Raw genomic sequence first — 17,417 nt, 5'->3', positions numbered from 1 at the left:
TGCGCCGCGGCCGGTGGACGCCGGGGATGCCGTCGAAGTTGCCGGCGATGGCGACGTATTTTTGCAGCTGCGGCAGCTGCTGGTATTGGCCGTATCGCAGCTCGTAAAACAGGACGGCGGCGTTGCCCAACGAGTGGGCGACAACGTTATACCGAGTGATGCCGTACTGCTTTTGCAGTGCCATCAGGACGTCGCGCAGCCAATCCGAGATGCGATTGTAGCGTAGCGTGCGATTGTTCAGGAAGACCACCTTGACCAGCGGCCGGTGGCTGGTCGCCGGCCAATTGCCGGTGAACGTGACCTGACCGGTGTTGTTGACGGTGGCGGTCAGCACACTGGTGGCGTGGTCCTCGCGCTCCGCAGTCTGCATCAGCGCATTCATCGCGTTGGGGCCCGCGCGATGGCCATGCAGGTACAGGGTGGGGACATGACGCACCGTGGCGGCGTGTAGTGTGTGCCCGGGTGCCAGCCCGAGTCCCAGCGCCGTGATCACGACCAGCATAAGGATCATCAGCCGTTTTCGCATGTCTGTCGCCCCCTGTTGCCTTTACCTTACGGATATTCTCTGCGTGAAGCAATAGTCGTTGGCGCACCTTAGTAAAGTTGAAAAATGTGTTAAACAGGCTTAGACAAAATTAGCCTAGTCGCGTTCCACAAAGCAACGCCCAGACACGCAAACGCCCCTGCATCTCGATTCGAAGCGCGAATCGTGATGCAGGGACGCCTGCGTTTTGGGCTAAAACCGCTTTGTGTCTCAGCCTCCACTTTTTAGTCTAGGTTAAAACTAATGTCAAGGTTGGTGACACTATTCGTCAGGTACCCCAAAGAGAGCGATGTGACCCCGGAACCCGCATACGCATGCAAATTTGCCAGCGTGATCCCGCCGGAAACCTCGGTCTGAATGGTATCCGGCACTAGGGCCTGCCAAGCCCGCACGGTTTGTGGGGTTTGGTTATCGAACATGATGATGTCGGCCTGAGCAGCGATTGCGGCCAGCAATTCTGCGTGGGTTTCGACTTCGACTTCAATCATTTTGGTTGGGCCGATTGCGCGGCGTAGCTGGGTGATTGCCGTACCTAAGTCGCCGAATGCTGCCCAGTGGTTATCCTTCAGCATGGCCAGGTCATAAAGACCGAAGCGGTGATTAATGCCGCCGCCGCAACGGACTGCGTACTTGTCAAACACGCGCAGCCCCGGTGCCGTTTTGCGGGTGTCCAGCAGGTTGATGCTGGGATCAGCTAGTGTTGCCACCGCTTGGGCCGTCGCCGTTGCAATCCCACTCATCCGCTGCATCAGATTCAAGCTCAGGCGTTCGGCGGCTAGAATGTCTGCCATACTGCCCTCGACGCGGGCAATGATGGTACCTTCTTCAAGCTTCTCACCATCTGCAATGAGTGGGGTGTAGGTCACGTGATGACCCAATAGCCGGTACAAGAAATCAGGGATTTGGCTGCCTGACAGGATACCTGCTGTTTTGGCGAGAAACGATCCAGTGGCTGTCCGTTCACCCAGCAGCGGTGCAGTCAGGTCGCCAGTTCCCAAGTCTTCATCAATAAACCGAGTCAGCGGTTTAGCCACACGCTCAAAATCAAGTCCCATGTGTTGATTCTCCCATCTAGACAACGGTACCATGACCGTTTTCACCGCAATAAAAGTGCAATTTACTTTTATCAATCAAGGTAACGCTACGCCTGGGCTAGCGCAGTGTCAAGACATAGGTTTTTGACGGTCGGCCGACGCCCGCTTTAGCGGTCACACCGGTAGCTTCAGCATTGCCGCGTGGTTCCGCAAGAAGTTGGAGTTGTCTGGTTCGATGCGGCCGAATTCGGCAAAAATCAGTCGGGCCTGTTTGAGCGTGAAACTGTCGCCAAGAATGAACAAAATTGTGCTGGTAGTCGAGTTTGTTGCGAATTCTGCTGCACGCAACGGTCAAGATCCAATTATGGTCGAACGCCAAGCCGGTCGTCGGGGTTTGATCAGTCAGGTATTCGTCAGCTTTTAAAGAGTAAAAACGAAGCCGCTGGTAGTTGAAGGTAAAGATACCGCCCGGTTGGCGGCTCAAGGCAAACCACTCAGCATCGCTGGCACCTGGGCCAGGCACCAAGGGCGGGCGTTGCGGCAAGTAGATCATGTAACTCAACGATAACGCGCGTTCACTGGGGTCGCGGTCGGCAGCCGTAAAGGTGGCTAACTGCTCGGCATAACCGGCGTCAAGGCGTAAGCCAATTTTCTCGCGAACGAGGCGCAAAGCGGCTTCATGGGCGCTTTCGCCCTCTCGCATGGCAGTTTCCGGGAGTGCCCAATACCCGGCAAACGGCTGGTCGCTGCGTTTGATCAGCAGGACATTCACCTGCTTTGTGGCGGGGTCAAAACTCCAAATAATGTTGGTGATCGTGATCAAGGGATGAGCAAGCGTCGTCATTTTGAACCTCCTTAACAGGCTCAGTTTAAGCGCGCCAATTGTTTTCCGCAATCTCAAAGCGCGTTCACTAAAGCGCAGGCTGCCATTAGGCGCTGATTGGAGGCAGGTGTTGAAGCAAGAAAAAAACCGACTGTCCAAGGCAGTCGGCTCACTTCGGCAAAAGTGTGAACAATCAAAGGGTAGTGCGGTGATCCTAAAGCTGAACCCTTTCCTGATCAAGGAAGTACTGCAGCGGCTTCAGCTCTTCACCGTCGTAGTAGGCAAACAGGTCGTCAAGCGTGGCGACGGACTGTTCGGCGTCATTGGCGTTGAACTCCGGCGCGACGGTTTCCTGAACCCTGCCGTCGACAATCTTCACCTTCAGCGCTTCGACTGGGAAGCCGCGCTTCAACGTGATCTTGGCGTTGAGGACGAACGGCCGCCCGGCGCTGGTGACTTCAATGGCCTTGGCGAAGGCGGCCGCAAGCTCGCTTGATTTGGTGACCGTGGCACCTTCGATGCCCATGCCTGCCGCGATTTTCTGGAAGTCCTGATCCTCAAGGTCGATTCCCGAGTAATCATGCATCCCTGGAATGTCGGCCTGTTCATCGCGAATGAACCCCAGGGTGGTGTTCGAGGTCACAATGTTGAGAATTGGCAGGTGATACTTCTTCTCCGTGATGAGATCCTGCATGACCATGGAAAAGGCCCCATCGCCGGAAATTGACACGATTTGCCGGTCCGGATATTCGAGGGCCCCGGCGATCGCGCCCGGGATCCCCGCGCCCATCGAGGCAAACAGGGCAGATACGGTCCACTTGTTCGTCGGCGTGACCTTCAAATAGCGCAGCAGGTTGATCGTGTTGTCGCCAACGTCCAGGGCGACCACGGTTTGCGGATTTGTCACCTGGTTAAGTGCCTGGTAAAGGGGTTCAAATTCTAGTGGGGCGGTTTCGCGGGTGGCCAGTTTTTGAAGGTAGCCCTGCCAGTTACGGTTGTCGGCCACGGCAGCCTTGAAAAACGGGGTCGGGGCGACCGCCGTGGCGCGGGTCAGCATTTTTTCAACGAACTGGGTCGCATCACTCCAGATGCCCAGGTCGATGTAATGGTGGCGGCCAAACTCGGCTTCGTCGTTATCCACCTGGATGAACTTGAAGTCGTGGCGCGTGTAGACGTTGTTGGCGAACGGAAAATCGGCGCCCAGCGCAATGACCAAATCGGCAATGTCCATGATTTCGTTGGCCGACTTTGAACCGGCGCGGTTGACAAACCCAATGTTTCCTTCGTAATCCTCGTCGATCATGCCTTTGGTCAAACCGGTTTGAATGATTGGGATCTGCAGCTTTTGGGATAGTTCGATCAGCTTGGGCCCGCCTTGACGAATCCCGCGCCCGACGTGAAAGACCGGGCGCTTTGCCGCCGCGACCATCGCCAAGACTTGGTCAACCTCGCGTCGGTGGCCAGTGGCTCGGGCTGCGGCTTGCGGTCAGACGCTGGTGGACTTGTATGGCACATCCGGAATCTGCGCGTAACCAAAGTCGTTGGGAATAATGACCACGGCCACGCCGCGGTTCTTATAGGCTTCACGGATGGCTTTGTCGACGACGTAAGGCAGACTTTCCGGGGTCATGACGGTCCGGCAGTAAGCGGCAACGTCCGCGAACATCGGGCCTTCATCAAACTCCTGAAAGAAGTTGTAGTTCATCTTGTCGTGCGGCACCTGGCCGACCAAGGCCAGGACCGGCGCGTGATCCTCGCGTGCGTCGTAAAGGCCTGTCAGCAGGTTAGTGGCGCCGGGACCGGCGGACCCAAAAGTCACGGCGACCTTGCCAGTCAGCTTGGCGTCGGCACTCGCAGCCAGGGCGCCCACCTGTTCGTGGCGCACTTGAATGTATTTGATGGTCGCTTTTTCCTGCTCCAAGGCGGACATGGTGGAGTTAAACGAGCCGCCTGGGTAGCCATAAATATGCTTGACACCCCAAGCCTCAAGCACTTCAGCATTGCAACACTTGCGGGAACTGTGTTTGTCATGATCGCGCACTTCCTTATGTGGATTTAATAACGATTGTAGGCAATTACTACGTTTACAATGTATCATCTCAAGAAAACGGTTGCAACAGTTTTAACCAATTGTGTCACAAAACTTTTTATCGACCGGCCAGGCAATAAGAGGCATGGCAGGCAGGTTGAGCGCCGGCGGGAGTTTTAAACTGGTCAAGTCGTTTTGCTAGGTAAGCGCTTCAATCGGTGCTACGCTTCAATTGAATCCGCGAGGCGTGCTGTTTCACTGGGAGGCAGGGGCCTCGCCGCCAAGGAGGGAGAGCAATATGCGCACTGAAATGTTGGGGATGATCCTAGCCGGTGGGCAGGGGACGCGCTTGGGCAAACTGACCCGTACCACTGCGAAACCGTCTGTGCCGTTTGGGGGCCGTTATCGGATCATCGATTTTACGTTGAGCAACTTGGCCAACTCCGGGGTCGATACCGTTGGGGTGGTCACGCAGTATCAGCCGCTTGAGCTCAACCGCCACGTCCAAAATGGGGCGGCGTGGGGGCTCAACGTTGCCGGCGCCGGGGTCACGATTTTGCAGCCGTACGCGTCCAGCGAAGGGGAAAAGTTTTTCGAAGGCACTGCGCACGCAATTTACCAAAATATCGCCTACATCGACTCCTACGATCCGGACTATCTCCTAGTGCTGTCGGGCGATCACATTTACAAAATGGACTACGGCCGGATGCTGCGCGCCCATAAGCTGAAGAAGGCGGCGCTAACGGTGGCCGTGATGCCGGTGCCCAAGGCAGATGCGCCGCGGTTTGGGATCATGAACACCGATGACACGGACCGCATTATCGAATTTCAAGAAAAGCCTAAGGAACCCAAATCCAATCTGGCCTCGATGGGCATTTACATTTTTAACTGGCCGACCTTGCGCCGTTACCTGACCGAAAGCTATGCGACAGACGGCAAAATGGAGGACTTCGGCAACGATGTGATCCCAGCGTACCTGGCGCACAACGAGCCGACATACGCGTACGCGTTCCATGGCTACTGGAAGGACGTCGGGACGATCCAGTCGCTGTGGGAGGCCAATATGGAATTTCTGTCGCCGACCAATTCGCTGAACATTGCTAACCGCAGCTGGCGGATCTTTTCGCAAACCGAGCCGCTGCCGCCGATGTTTCTGACCAAAACGGCGAAAGTTTCGCGCTCGATGCTCACGGACGGTTCTTACATCGCAGGGACGGTGGATCACAGTGTGCTGTCGCAAAGTGTGCGTGTCGGCGAGGGCAGTACGGTGAAGGATTCAATGATCATGCCCAACGCCACCATCGGCAAAAATGTCACCATCGACCACGCCATCATCGGCGAGAATGCCATTGTTGGGGATAACGGCGAGGTGATCGGCAAGCCCGAAGGCATCGCCGTTGTCGGGTACGGGGAAGCCGTGGGCAGAAAGGAGAAAGCATGACACAAGGAGAACTGAGCGCCGTCATCGACCTGAATGAAGATGGCGAGGCGCTGCTGCCGCTGACCGCCAACCGGCCGGTCGGCACGCTGCCGTTTGCCGGGCGCTACCGCCTGATCGATTTTCCGCTCAGTGCGGTCACTCATGCCGGAGTCCACAGCGTCGGGCTGTTCATGCCGCAGTCGGCGCGGTCGGTGCAAGATCATATTCGCGATGGGGCTTCCTGGAACCTTGACCTGATTCAGGGCGGGGTGTTCATGTTTCCGTACATCGCCACGCGCGACTACAGCGATCCCGCGTTGCGCCAGCGCTACTACGATGACTACACAACTTTTCTGCGCCGTAGCGGCTCGACTTACACCGTGATCATCGGCAGCAGCAACATCGCGTCAGTCGATCTCGCGGCTGTCTTGGCTTATCACCAGGCCGGCGATGCGCCGATCACGCTGGTGTACAAGAAACTGCCGGCGCAAGACATTACCCCGGACGACTGGACGCTGACTTTGTCCGAGCAGGGCACCGCCAGCGCGATCCTGCGCCAAAAAAGACCGCCGCGAGCGTCTGAGTGACACGGTGCCGGCCTTCATGGATACGTACCTGCTCGCCACCGCGGATCTAATCGATCTGTTAGACGTTGCCGCCGGCTCTCAGACCCTGGTGACGCTGCCGGAGCTGCTGCGCGATTACGTGCTGGCCAATAACGCGAATGCCTTTGAGTACACCGGCTATTTGGCGCGCGTCTCCAGTATGCAACGCTTTTTTTGAGGCCAGTCTGGGGATGCTGGACGATGCGAACTACCAGTCGCTGATGTTCTCGGCAGTGCCGGTGTTGACGAAAAGTAAAAACGAGGTGCCGACCTTCTTTGCCCGTGGTGCAGAAGTGAGCGACGCCTTGCTGGGCACCGGCGCATACGTTGAAGGCAAAATTACGCACAGCGTCATTTCGCGCAGTGTCGTGGTCCACCAAGGGGCGACCGTTGACCACAGCATCGTTATGCAAGGCGCCAAAATTTCTACCGGCTCGACCGTCAAGTACGCGATTCTCGACAAGGGCGTGGTGATCGGCCCCAACCTTCAGCTTGAGGGCAAGCCTGAGGCGCCACTGGTGATTGGCAAAAACCGGACCATTTTGAAAACGTCTGACTTGACGCCGCAGCCAGCGTGATCGGCCACGAAATAAGGGCGCGAGATATCCATCAGATATCCATCAATGACATCGGCGCGGGCCATAAAGCCACACCCAAGCACACAGATACCGCTGCACCGCGATTTTAAAAACGAATCGTGGCGCAGCGGTACTTGCGTTTTGGGCGAAACAAGCTGTATGCCTCAGCTGGTTATTTGGCTGGCTGCCGCGGGTCGAGTTCGACATCAGCGGTGACGCTGGCGGTTTGATACGGAAAGTGGCTCTCCGAAAACTCGAACGGTTCACCTTCAATCGTGTAGCTGACCTGCTGAATCACCAAAACGGGGTCGTTGCGCTTGGCGCCAATGGCCTTGACGTCCGTTGCGGTGGCCTTGATGGCGTAAACCGTGCGGTGCGAGCCGGCAATCGAAATGCCGTGGGCCCGCAGCGCGGCGTAAATCGAGCCGTGCAAGATGTCCTCGGTGATCGGCATGACCGCCGTGGGCATGATTGTGTGCTCGTACGAGAAAAGTTTCTGGTCAACATAGCGGACCCGGTCGATGACGTAAACCGGATCCGTGGGGCAGATGACCAAAGCGTCCTTTTCGCGCTCGTTAGGCATGCGTGCGGTGAAGCCGAGAATCTTGCTCGTGACCTGATGGCCCGGTTTGGTGGCTGTGGTCCCTAACGGTTTATCGATGGGGGAAATTTCGTTTTGCGGGCTGGCTGGTAATCTTTGCGCAAAATGTGCCGGCGCCGCGTTTCGAGTAAACCACGCCTTCGACGATCAGGAGCTGGATCGCCTTGCGAATCGTGATGCGCGTGGTGTGAAACTGCTTGGCCAGCTGCTCCTGATCGGGGAGTAGCGCGCCAGGGGCATACGTGCCATCAGTGAACATCTTCAGGAGCGACTGCGCGATCTGCTGGTATTTGTACATGCAAGCGTCCCCTTCCTATTGTTTTATCTTCTCACTTTGATTGTACGACACAGCGCCTGAAAGGTCAGCTGTTTCCTCTTTTCAAAATAAAAGTATACACAAATATAAAAAAAAGTGTTTACACGGTCAAATGAAAGCGCCATAATGTAACCGGATCCAAGAAATGATTAGGAGGCTGCGCAGTATGAGTCAAGCTTTACCGAACGGATTTTTATGGGGCAATTCCACTTCCAGCATGCAGACAGAAGGCGGCTGGAATGAAGGCGGCAAGGGCAAGTCGGTGTACGACGACCGCCCAGCTTCGAAGGACGCTTCGGACTGGCACGTTGCCATTGACGATTACCACCGCTACGACGAGGACATTAAGCTCATGGCCGATCAGGGCATGAATGCTTACCGGTTCCAGATTTCCTGGAGCCGGGTCTGCCCGACCGGCGATGGCGACTTCAACGAGGAAGGAATTAAATTCTATTCCGACTTGATCGATAAGCTCATCAAGGCCGGGATCACCCCGATGATTTGCCTGTACCACTTCGACATGCCACTGGCGTTAGCCGAGAAGTATAACGGTTTCGCTAGCCGCCATGTTGTTGAGGCGTTTGTGCGCTACGGCAAGAAGATGGTCGATGAGTTCGCAAAACGGGTTCCGTACTGGATCACGTTCAACGAGCAAAACCTCTACTTTATGCCTGACGCGTACCGCATCGCGGGTGACCTAGATGGTGAACGGAGCGACTCCGCTTTGTACACCATTTCCCACCACGTGATGGTCGCCCACGCCGAGGTCGCCAATTACCTGCACGAGCATTCCAACGCCAAAATCGGTGGCATGCTCGCCTACAGTGAGGTTTACCCGGCCAGCTCCAACCCGCGCGACATTCTCTACGCGCGCCAGATCGATGAGTTTTTCAACAAGAATTTGCTGGACGTGTTCATTAACGGCCAGTACTCCACGGAAGTCATGACCTTCGTCAAGAACCATGGCATCGACATGGACTTTACCGACGCCGACAAGGCCGCATTCAAGCAGCTGAACAGCGATTTCATCGCCTTTTCCTACTACCGGTCCGGTCAGATCAATTCCGACAAGGTGCCGATCAACACGATTGTCAACCACTATCTCGACTACGGCTCCGAGCAAGTGCCCGGGCTGCAGGTCAACGAGTGGGGCTGGAATGTTGATCCGCTCGGCTTCCGCGACATTCTCACCAAAGTTTACGATCAGTACCACGTGCCGATGTTCCCGATTGAAAATGGGATCGGCGTTCGCGAGCACTACACCGGCAAGGAGATCCAGGATGACTACCGGATCGACTATCACCGCGTGCACATTCAAGCGCTCAAGGATGCTGTGTATGAAGATGGCGTCAAGGTCATCGGCTACCTCGGCTGGGGCCTGATCGATATTCCTAGCTCCAGCGGCAACATGGACAAGCGTTACGGCATGGTCTATGTCAACCGCACCAACTCAGATCTGAAGGATCTTAAGCGGGTCCCGAAGAAGTCATACGCCTGGTTCAAGCACGTGATCGAAACCAATGGTGCGGATCTGAGTTAAAGCATCTAGCTATTTTTTCCGTGTTTTATCAGTATGAAAAAGGGGGATTATTTATGGCCAAAGAGACCTCGTCCGAGAAGTTGCAGAACAATGCCTTCTTGAACAAGTTTACGGAGATCGCGGTCAAGTTTGGCAACCTGCTGTATTTGCGCTCATTGCGTGATGCGTTCGCTGTCATCCTGCCGGTCTTCATTATCGCCGGCCTGGGCACAATGCTTAACAACACTGTGTTCGTCTGGTTGTTTAAAGGTGCCACACTTGCCAAATGGCAGGTGTTCGGCAACGCCATTACTAATGGGACGTTGAACGTCGCCGGTGTCCTGGTCGCACCAATGATTGGGTACTGCCTGGCTAAGAATATGAACTTCGACAACGGCATCGCTGCCGCTGCGATGTCACTGGCCTGCACGTTCATCGTTATGCCACAATCCGTGCCGCTGACCACACTGGCCGGCAAGAGCGTTACAGTCACCGGTGGGTACTCCACACTGTGGACAGGCACCCAAGGCATGTTTGGTGGGATCATCGTTGGCTTGGTTGCCACGACCATCTTTGTCAAGCTTGCCAACGTTAAGAAACTGCAGATTCACCTGGGCGAAAACATTCCGCCGGCTGTTTCGGCGTCATTCAGTGTTTTGATTCCGGCCTTGATCCTGATGTCCTGCTTCGCGATCATCACCGCGCTGCTTTCCGGGATCTTCAACTCCGACCTGATCGGTTTGATCAAGACCTGGATTCAGGAGCCTCTGCGTGGGTTTAACACTAGTCTGGTTGGCTACTGTGTCATTTACTTCTTTGCCAACTTGCTGTTCACCTTCGGGATTCACCAGACCGTCCTTTCCGGCTCTCTGCTCGATCCGCTGGTTCTGATCAACATGAACCAGAACATGGCGGCTTATGCTGCTCACAAGGCGATTCCTTACATCATCAACACCAGTTTTGTTTCCAGTTTCACCTTGGTCGGCGGCTCTGGTTCCACCATTTCGCTGATCATCGCGATCCTGCTGTTCAGTAAAGTAAAGTCATCCCGTCAGGTCGCGGCTTTGTCTCTCGGGCCTGGGATCTTCAACATTAACGAACCCATGATCTTCGGCTATCCAATCGTCTTTAACCTGCCAATGATGATTCCGTTCGTTCTGTTCCCAATTATCGGGACGTTAATCGGTTACTACGCAACGTACTTCAACTTGATCTCCAGAATGGTTGTTCTGGTTCCTTGGACCACACCGCCGATTATCGGCCCTTGGCTCGCCACTGCTGGTGACTGGCGTGCGGTCGTTGTTCAGATCATCGTCATCGCCGTTGGGGTTCTGCTTTACCTGCCATTCATGAAGATTTCCGAGCGGGTTGCTGCTCAGGAAGCCAAGATGGACGAAGCAGATTCTGCTGAAGCTTAGTTAAACGTGCGAAGGAGGGTAGACATGGAGAAAAGGAAACCTGCCGCTGGCAATCCACGGCGCATCTGGATCAGTATCGCTGGTGCGGTATTGATGCTGATGCTGGCAATCAATGACATCAGCCGTTTCGGCTGGGGCATTGTGACCCTTTCGACGTTTGCCATCTGCGCGTACTTTATCTATGAAATTGTCCAAACCATTCGCGATCCTGAACGGGTCGCCAATCGGATTGACAAACATCACCGGTGGCATTAACACCAACAAGCAGTCCGCTGCAAAAGTAGCGGGCTGTTTTGCTGTCTGCGATTTGGTCAGCCGAAAAGGTCGCCGGAAAAATATTTTTGCTTGGTCAAAATAAATAGTTGACAGCGGTTTCATTGTGTGCAATACTATCTTTGGATGACGAGTGGGTGGGGCAGGAACAACCCCATCAGCACCACTCGCCAACTACCGGGCACTCCGACCTCACTGTGAGGTTGACCCGGCGTGCTGAGCCGCCAGCTGGTTGGCTATGAAGACCATACCTCAACGTATGGGGTCCTTTCAGGACGCATGGCAGGATGCTGCTATCACTTTCCTAACTTAACAAAGCGACCCGAAGCGGTAACGCAACGGGGATAGCAGGCGGGGGATGACCTCGCAATAAAAAGCCACCGGGGAGATTCGGTGGCACGGGACACCATTTCGAAAGGAGTGGTGTCTTTGTCGTGCCTTCATTTTGATAGCCCGTCCATACGCGAGTCCTTATTTCTCTATTGATTTCGCTTACATGGTATACTCGCGGTGAAAAGGGGGCGAAGGCATGGACGAGGAGCTTGCCGAGTGGCTGTACTTGTTTAACCGTGGTCAGGATAATCAGAGTTTCAGGCGCTTCGGCGCGCATCGAGTCGGGTCTGATGACTGGCAGTTTTTGGTGTGGGCGCCGCACGCGCAAGCCGTTGCGGTTGTTGGCGAGTTCTCGGGCTGGCAGCCGGTGCCCCTATCTAAGTTGGGCGCGACGGGCTGCTGGCGGGGCGAGCACCAAGGCGTGGCGGGACAGCTGTACAAAATTCAGATGACGACCCGCACTGGCGAAATCGTCGAGAAGATCGATCCGTACGCGTTTGCCTTCGAAAAAAGCCCGGCACCGCGGCTAGGTTGGCCGACTTGCCGCGGCGGGTCTGGCGGGATGGCGCCTGGTTGGCCGGGCGCGGTGCGCATCGCTCCTACGACCGGCCGCTCAACATTTACGAGGTGCACCTGGCTCGTTCAAACGGCACGCGGACGGCAGTTACCTGACCTACCTAGAGGCAATCGATGAAATCCTGCCTTACGTGAAAAAACTGGGTTACACGCACCTGGAGCTCATGCCGCTGATGGAGCACCTGCTGGACGCCAGCTGGGGGTATCAGCTGATGGGTTATTTTGCCCCGACCAGCCGGTTTGGGCCACCCCAGGATTTTCTGGCGTTCATTGACGCCGCGCACCAACTGGGCCTGGGAGTGATCATGGACTGGGTGCCGGGCCATTTTATCCGCAACACCGACACGCTGGCGCAGTTCGACGGCACGCCGACCTTTGAGTACGCTGATCCTCACCGTGCCGATAATGTCCGGTGGGGCACCTGGAACTTTGATCTGGGCAAGGCGCAGGTGCAAAGCTTTCTGCTGTCTTCGGCAATGTTCTGGCTGGACTGGTGCCACCTCGACGGGCTGCGCGTCGATGCCGTGTCAAACATGCTGTACATGGATTACGATGCCGGCAAAGCGCATGATCGCAATCGCTTCGGGGGCCGCGAGAACCTGGAAGGCACGGATTTTTTTGAAGCGGCTCAATACTGAAGTATTCGCTGCCCACCCGGACGTGTTGATGATCGCGGAGGAAAGCTCCGACTACCCTAAGGTCTCCGCGCCAATCATTGCCGGTGGGCTGGGATTCAACTACAAGTGGAGCATGGGCTGGATGAACGACACCCTGAAGTACTTCAGTACCGACCCGTACGCGCGGCAAGCGCACATCGATCAGCTGACGTTTTCCTGGGTGTACATGCAAAATGAGCAGTTCATTCTGCCGTTTTCTCATGACGAGGTGGTGCACGGGAAAAAATCGTTGATGCACAAAATGCCGGGGGATCGGTACAACCAGTTTGCTAACCTGCGCACCATGGCCGTTTGGCAAATGACCTTTCCCGGGAAAAAGCTTTTGTTTATGGGCAGCGAGTGGGGGCAGTTCCTCGAGTGGCGCGACTGGAGCCAGCTGGAGTGGGTGGATTTAAAGGACCCGCTGAACGCGAAAATGCAGACCTTCACCACTGCTTGAATCACCTCTATCAGGGCACGCCGGCGCTGTGGCAGAAAGATTTTCAAGCAGACGGGATCCAGATCACCATCGGGGATCGCAGCGACGTGATCGTGTACGAACGGCGCGGTAAGGCGGGGGCTTGCATGATCGTGGTGCTGAACCTTTTGCCAGAGCAGCGTGATGCCTTCATCGTCCCGGTGCCCCATGCCGGGACCTATGAAATCGTGCTGAACACCGAAAGCGCGCGGTTCGGCGGCACTTGGACGCACCTGCAGCGGATTTTGCGTACGCGCGGTCAGCCTGAGCGCGGCCAGCCGGATAGTGTCGAAGTGGTGCTGCCAGCAATGGGGGCGCTGTTGATCAAGCCGCTGACAGAAAGAATTCGCAGGGAGGATTCCTTGGAGGTGACACAAAATGACTAAAGTCTTATTTGCGGCCGCGGAGGGCGCGCCGTTTTATAAAACCGGGGGGCTGGGCGACGTAGCCTATGCGCTGCCCCAGGCGCTGCACAAAGCCGGCGTCGATGTGCGCGTGGTCCTGCCTTTTTATGGCCAACTGCTGCCGGCGCAATACGCGGCCAAGCTGAAGAATCTGGCGCAATTTACGGTGCAGGTGGGCGGGCATGCCAAGTACGTCGGCGTGAAGACCCTGAACTTGAACGGCGTGCCGTACTACCTGATCGACAACGAGGAGTTTTTCGGCCGGGACGGGCTTTACGGCTACTGGGACGACGGCGGCCGCTTCGGCTTTTTCCAGATGGCCGTTATTGAGATGCTGCAGGTGCTGGACTTTATTCCCGACGTCTTGCACGTCAACGACTGGCACACTGCCTTCATTCCGGTGCTGCTGCGCGACAAGTACGCCTGGATCGAGGCCTACCAAGGCATCAAAACGGAACTGACCATTCACAATCTGCAGTTTCAGGGGTGGTTCCCGGCCAGCATTCTGGACACGGTTTTCGGCATTGGGCGGCAGTATTTCAACGACGACGGGTTTGCTCAGGACGGCCAAGTCAACTGGCTTAAAGGCGGAATCAATTTTGCTGACCTGATCACCACGGTCAGCCCGTCGTATGCGCAGGAGATTCAGACCCCGGCATTTGGCCAGCAGCTCGACGGCAGCCTGCGTCGTCAGAACTGGAAGCTGCGGGGATTTTGAACGGCATTGACACCAAACTGTACGATCCGGCCAAGGACAGAAATCTCAAGGTGCCGTTCTCGGCGAAAACGGTCAGGGACAAGGCCAAGGATAAGCGCGACTTGCAGAAAACGGTGGGCCTGCCGCAGCGCAGTGTGCCGCTGTTTGGCATCGTGTCGCGGCTGACGCGGCAAAAGGGCGTCGATCAGCTGCTGATGGCCCTGGCGCAGCTGCTCCCAGGCGAAGACCTTCAGGTGGTCATGCTGGGGACCGGCGACAGTGATTTGGAAGAGGGCTTCAACCACCTGCGCGACCGCTTTGCCGGCAAAGTGGCCAGTCTGGTTCGGTTCGACGAAGGCTTGGCCCAAAAAATTTATGGTGGGGCCGACTTTTTCGTCATGCCCAGTGCCTTTGAGCCCAGCGGGCTGGCGCAGATGATGGCCATGCGTTACGGCACGCTGCCGATTGTCCACGAAACCGGCGGCCTGCGCGATTCCGTGCAGGCGTACGACGCGACCACTGGCCGCGGCACCGGTTTTTCGTATTACGATTTTACGCCGCAAGTGCTGGGCGAGACACTGGTGCGTGCGGCCAAGATCTGGCGTGATCAACCCAAGGTGTACTTGCAGCTGCAGCAGCAGGCCATGGCCCAGGACTTTGATTGGACGCATGCGGCCAAGGATTACCTTGCAACCTACCGCCAGCTGTAGAAAATGGAGGGAAAACGCATGGCACTGACGACCGCGCAATTTGTGCACGAATTTGAGGACAATGCGTTGGCGCTGTTTGCTGACGACTTGCAGAAGCTGTCGCCGCAGCAGCAGTACCAGGCCCTGGCCGTGACGGTCAAGCGCTATTACGCCAAAGACTGGGCCACCACTAAGGACCATTACGACCGGACGCAGCAAAAACAGGTGTACTATTTTTCCATTGAGTTTCTGCCCGGGCGGCTGCTGGCGTCGAATCTGCTGAATTTGGGAATCAAGCCACGGTGGAGTCCGGGCTGCACCAGTTGGGACTCGACCCGGCCAAAATCTATGCGCAGGAGGCCGACCCCGGGCTGGGTAACGGTGGGCTGGGCCGGCTGGCGGCCGCGTTTTTGGACAGTATGGCCAGTATTGGGATGGCCGGCAACGGCAATGGCATTCGCTACCAGTACGGGCTGTTTCAGCAGCGGTTCGTCGACGGCTACCAAGTCGAGCTGCCGGACGACTGGCTGCGCGATCCGGACATGTGGGAAACGCGCAAGGAAAATCGGGCGGTGATCGTGAAGTACGGCGGGCAAGTTGAACTGCGGCCGCGGCCTAACGGCAGTCTGCAGGCCATTTACCACGACACCGACGACGTCCTCGCGGTTCCTTACGACACGCCAATGGTTGGTTACCACACCGGCGTGGTCAACACGTTGCGGCTTTGGCGCGCCGAAACGGTGCCTGGCCGCGTCCACAACCTTGCGGAAAAAGCGCGGGTCAATCAGATCACGCAGATTCTTTACCCCGATGATTCGGATTCGGCGGGGCGGGAGTTGCGCCTGCGTCAGGAGTACTTTTTCGTGTCCGCCGGCATTCAAAGCATCGTGACCCACTTCAAGCGGTTCCACAGCGATTTGGCGGTGTTACCGCATTTTGTCGCGATTCACATCAACGACACGCACCCGGCGATGGCGGTGCTCGAGCTCATGCGCATTCTGCTGGATGAAGAGGAAATGAGCTGGGACCAGGCCTGGGGGGTAACCGTGGCCACCATGAGTTACACCAATCACACCCTGATGACCGAGGCGCTGGAAAGCTGGCCCCAGTCGATGTTTGAAGCCCTGCTGCCGCGGCTGTTTCAAATTGCGCAAGAGGTCGATCGACGATTTCGGTTGGCGTACACTCGGCGCTACGGTGAGCTGTTGATCAACAATGCGGCGCCGCTGGCGAACGGGCAGTTGCGCATGGCGTTTCTGGCGGTGATCGGCAGCCATTCTGTCAACGGGGTCGCGAAACTTCATTCGGAGCTGCTGAAGCAGAGCGTGCTGAAGGACTTGTACCAGATTTTTCCGGAGCGGTTTAGAAATGAGACGAACGGCATCACACAGCGGCGGTGGGTTCAGCTCGCCGACCCCGCCTTGGCCAATTTGATCGACCAAAAAATTGGGTCAGCGTGGCGGCGTGACCCGTTGCAGCTGACGCAGCTGCGTCAGTTTGAAAACGACGAGTCGTTTTTGCGGGCCCTGCTGGCGGCCAAGCACCAGAATAAGCTGCGCCTGGCAGACCTCATTCAGCGGCAGTTGGGGTTGACCGTCGCGCCTTCCGCCATGTTCGACGTGTAGATCAAGCGCCTCCACGCCTACAAACGCCAGCTGCTGCATGTTTTCGGCATTCTGGAGGCTTATCTGGCAATCAAAGGTGGAGCGGACCGGCCGCCACGGGTGCATGTTTTCGGGGCCAAAGCGGCCCCTAGCTACCAGTACGCCAAGGCCGTGATCAAGCTAATCAACGCGGTGGCTGATCTGGTGAACCACGACCCTGCGGTCAACGCCAAACTCAAGGTGGCCTTTATGCCAAACTATGGGGTCAGCTTGGCTGAACAGATCATTCCCGCGGCCGATGTTTCAGAGCAGATCTCGCTGGCGGGGACCGAGGCGTCCGGCACCTCAAACATGAAGCTGATGGCAACGGGGGCCATTACGCTGGCCACGCTGGACGGTGCCAACATCGAGATCCGAGACGCCGCTGGCCAAGACACGATGGCGGTGTTTGGGCTGACTGCTCAGCAGGTCGAGCGCGTCCAGCGTGACCACAGCTATCACGCCCGGGCGCTCTACGAAAAGGACCCGCTGCTTCACCAAATTGTCGACATGCTGACGGATGGTCGATTCCCGGTATTGCCAGTGAGGGCCGCGAGATTCAGGATGAGCTGCTTGAGTACAACGACAATTACTTCGTGCTGGCCGACTTTGAAAGCTATCTGGCTGCTTCGCGCCGGCTGGATGATCTGTATCTGACACCGCTGACGTGGGGCAAGTTGGCTTTGAGGGGCATTGCCGCAAGCGGGCAGTTTGCGGCCGACTTCACGGTGGCCCACTACGGCCGTGAAATTTGGCAGGTGCTGCGACCCAGCCGGCTGAC

The 17,417-nt window shown here is 56.6% G+C and carries 11 protein-coding genes and 5 pseudogenes; 10 read left to right on the top strand and 6 right to left on the bottom strand.

All coding sequences use genetic code 11. The annotated features are described in order from the left end of the window. The 4 genes and pseudogenes from JCM13995_RS01185 to spxB form a co-directional block, all read right to left on the bottom strand. Window positions 1–526 (bottom strand): alpha/beta hydrolase (locus JCM13995_RS01185; RefSeq protein ID WP_156314270.1); only part of this gene is annotated, 526 nt, incomplete at its 3' end. Between the two features lie 242 nt (window positions 527–768). After that, the gene (gene nadC, locus JCM13995_RS01180; RefSeq protein WP_054661666.1) at window positions 769–1,599 is read right to left on the bottom strand and encodes a carboxylating nicotinate-nucleotide diphosphorylase; all 831 of its coding nucleotides are present in this window, start codon (window positions 1,597–1,599) and stop codon (window positions 769–771) included. Window positions 1,600–1,696: 97 nt separating this feature from the next. Continuing rightward, a pseudogene (locus JCM13995_RS01175) lies at window positions 1,697–2,422 on the bottom strand (NUDIX domain-containing protein). 193 nt (window positions 2,423–2,615) lie between these two features. Then, window positions 2,616–4,435: pseudogene (spxB, locus tag JCM13995_RS01170) on the bottom strand (pyruvate oxidase). 293 nt (window positions 4,436–4,728) lie between these two features. Between spxB and JCM13995_RS01165 the strand changes: the two are divergent. The 4 genes from JCM13995_RS01165 to JCM13995_RS18150 are packed head-to-tail and all read left to right on the top strand — an operon-like array spanning window position 4,729 to window position 7,033. Beyond that, on the top strand, window positions 4,729–5,871 hold the full coding sequence (locus JCM13995_RS01165; RefSeq protein ID WP_054661663.1) for a glucose-1-phosphate adenylyltransferase: 1,143 nt from the start codon (window positions 4,729–4,731) through the stop codon (window positions 5,869–5,871). Beyond that, entirely contained in the window at window positions 5,868–6,437 is a 570-nt protein-coding gene (locus tag JCM13995_RS18160; RefSeq protein ID WP_225350618.1) for a sugar phosphate nucleotidyltransferase, read from the top strand. Before JCM13995_RS01165 ends, JCM13995_RS18160 begins: the two co-directional genes overlap by 4 nt. Window positions 6,438–6,453: 16 nt before the next feature. Then, entirely contained in the window at window positions 6,454–6,633 is a 180-nt protein-coding gene (locus JCM13995_RS18155; RefSeq protein ID WP_225350617.1) for a hypothetical protein, read from the top strand. Between the two features lie 13 nt (window positions 6,634–6,646). Beyond that, window positions 6,647–7,033 (top strand): GlgC family sugar phosphate nucleotidyltransferase, encoded by a 387-nt coding sequence (locus JCM13995_RS18150; RefSeq protein ID WP_225350616.1) that lies wholly within the window; start codon window positions 6,647–6,649, stop codon window positions 7,031–7,033. Between the two features lie 172 nt (window positions 7,034–7,205). Here the strand turns inward: JCM13995_RS18150 and JCM13995_RS01155 are convergent, their stop codons facing one another. Beyond that, window positions 7,206–7,616: a GntR family transcriptional regulator gene (locus tag JCM13995_RS01155; protein WP_263849527.1), complete on the bottom strand. Its 411-nt coding sequence runs from the start codon at window positions 7,614–7,616 to the stop codon at window positions 7,206–7,208. A 70-nt stretch (window positions 7,617–7,686) separates the two neighbouring features. Continuing rightward, window positions 7,687–7,932 (bottom strand): GntR family transcriptional regulator, encoded by a 246-nt coding sequence (locus tag JCM13995_RS15360; RefSeq protein ID WP_225350615.1) that lies wholly within the window; start codon window positions 7,930–7,932, stop codon window positions 7,687–7,689. 184 nt (window positions 7,933–8,116) lie between these two features. On the opposite strand from JCM13995_RS15360, the gene JCM13995_RS01150 reads away from it, so the two are divergent. From JCM13995_RS01150 to JCM13995_RS13565, 6 genes and pseudogenes are all read left to right on the top strand, one after another. Continuing rightward, on the top strand, window positions 8,117–9,490 hold the full coding sequence (locus JCM13995_RS01150) for a glycoside hydrolase family 1 protein (protein ID WP_054661660.1): 1,374 nt from the start codon (window positions 8,117–8,119) through the stop codon (window positions 9,488–9,490). A gap of 53 nt (window positions 9,491–9,543) precedes the next feature. Beyond that, window positions 9,544–10,887: a PTS sugar transporter subunit IIC gene (locus JCM13995_RS01145; RefSeq protein WP_054661657.1), complete on the top strand. Its 1,344-nt coding sequence runs from the start codon at window positions 9,544–9,546 to the stop codon at window positions 10,885–10,887. 24 nt (window positions 10,888–10,911) lie between these two features. Then, window positions 10,912–11,142 carry a hypothetical protein gene (locus tag JCM13995_RS01140; protein WP_054661654.1) on the top strand — a complete coding sequence of 77 codons (231 nt, stop codon included), beginning with the start codon at window positions 10,912–10,914 and terminating at the stop codon, window positions 11,140–11,142. 547 nt (window positions 11,143–11,689) lie between these two features. Further along, window positions 11,690–13,589 (top strand): annotated as a pseudogene (gene glgB / locus JCM13995_RS01135) (1,4-alpha-glucan branching protein GlgB). Next, window positions 13,582–15,014 (top strand): annotated as a pseudogene (glgA, locus tag JCM13995_RS01130) (glycogen synthase GlgA). The pseudogenes glgB and glgA overlap by 8 nt, the downstream one beginning before the upstream one ends. An 18-nt stretch (window positions 15,015–15,032) precedes the next feature. After that, a pseudogene (locus tag JCM13995_RS13565) lies at window positions 15,033–17,400 on the top strand (glycogen/starch/alpha-glucan phosphorylase); the annotation flags it as partial. Window positions 17,401–17,417: the final 17 nt, after the last annotated feature.

The sequence above is a fragment of the Lacticaseibacillus camelliae DSM 22697 = JCM 13995 genome (assembly GCF_001311195.1).
In the GTDB taxonomy this organism is placed as follows: Bacteria; Bacillota; Bacilli; order Lactobacillales; family Lactobacillaceae; genus Lacticaseibacillus; species Lacticaseibacillus camelliae.
This window is presented reverse-complemented; position numbering and strand designations above follow the sequence as displayed.

Coding starts and splice junctions, on each gene's coding strand:
- nadC (WP_054661666.1), bottom strand. CDS start 1,599: ATGGGACTTGATTTTGAGCGTGTGGCTAAACCGCTGACTCGGTTTATT.
- JCM13995_RS01165 (WP_054661663.1), top strand. CDS start 4,729: ATGCGCACTGAAATGTTGGGGATGATCCTAGCCGGTGGGCAGGGGACG.
- JCM13995_RS18160 (WP_225350618.1), top strand. CDS start 5,868: ATGACACAAGGAGAACTGAGCGCCGTCATCGACCTGAATGAAGATGGC.
- JCM13995_RS18155 (WP_225350617.1), top strand. CDS start 6,454: ATGGATACGTACCTGCTCGCCACCGCGGATCTAATCGATCTGTTAGAC.
- JCM13995_RS18150 (WP_225350616.1), top strand. CDS start 6,647: ATGCTGGACGATGCGAACTACCAGTCGCTGATGTTCTCGGCAGTGCCG.
- JCM13995_RS01155 (WP_263849527.1), bottom strand. CDS start 7,616: ATGCCTAACGAGCGCGAAAAGGACGCTTTGGTCATCTGCCCCACGGAT.
- JCM13995_RS15360 (WP_225350615.1), bottom strand. CDS start 7,932: ATGTACAAATACCAGCAGATCGCGCAGTCGCTCCTGAAGATGTTCACT.
- JCM13995_RS01150 (WP_054661660.1), top strand. CDS start 8,117: ATGAGTCAAGCTTTACCGAACGGATTTTTATGGGGCAATTCCACTTCC.
- JCM13995_RS01145 (WP_054661657.1), top strand. CDS start 9,544: ATGGCCAAAGAGACCTCGTCCGAGAAGTTGCAGAACAATGCCTTCTTG.
- JCM13995_RS01140 (WP_054661654.1), top strand. CDS start 10,912: ATGGAGAAAAGGAAACCTGCCGCTGGCAATCCACGGCGCATCTGGATC.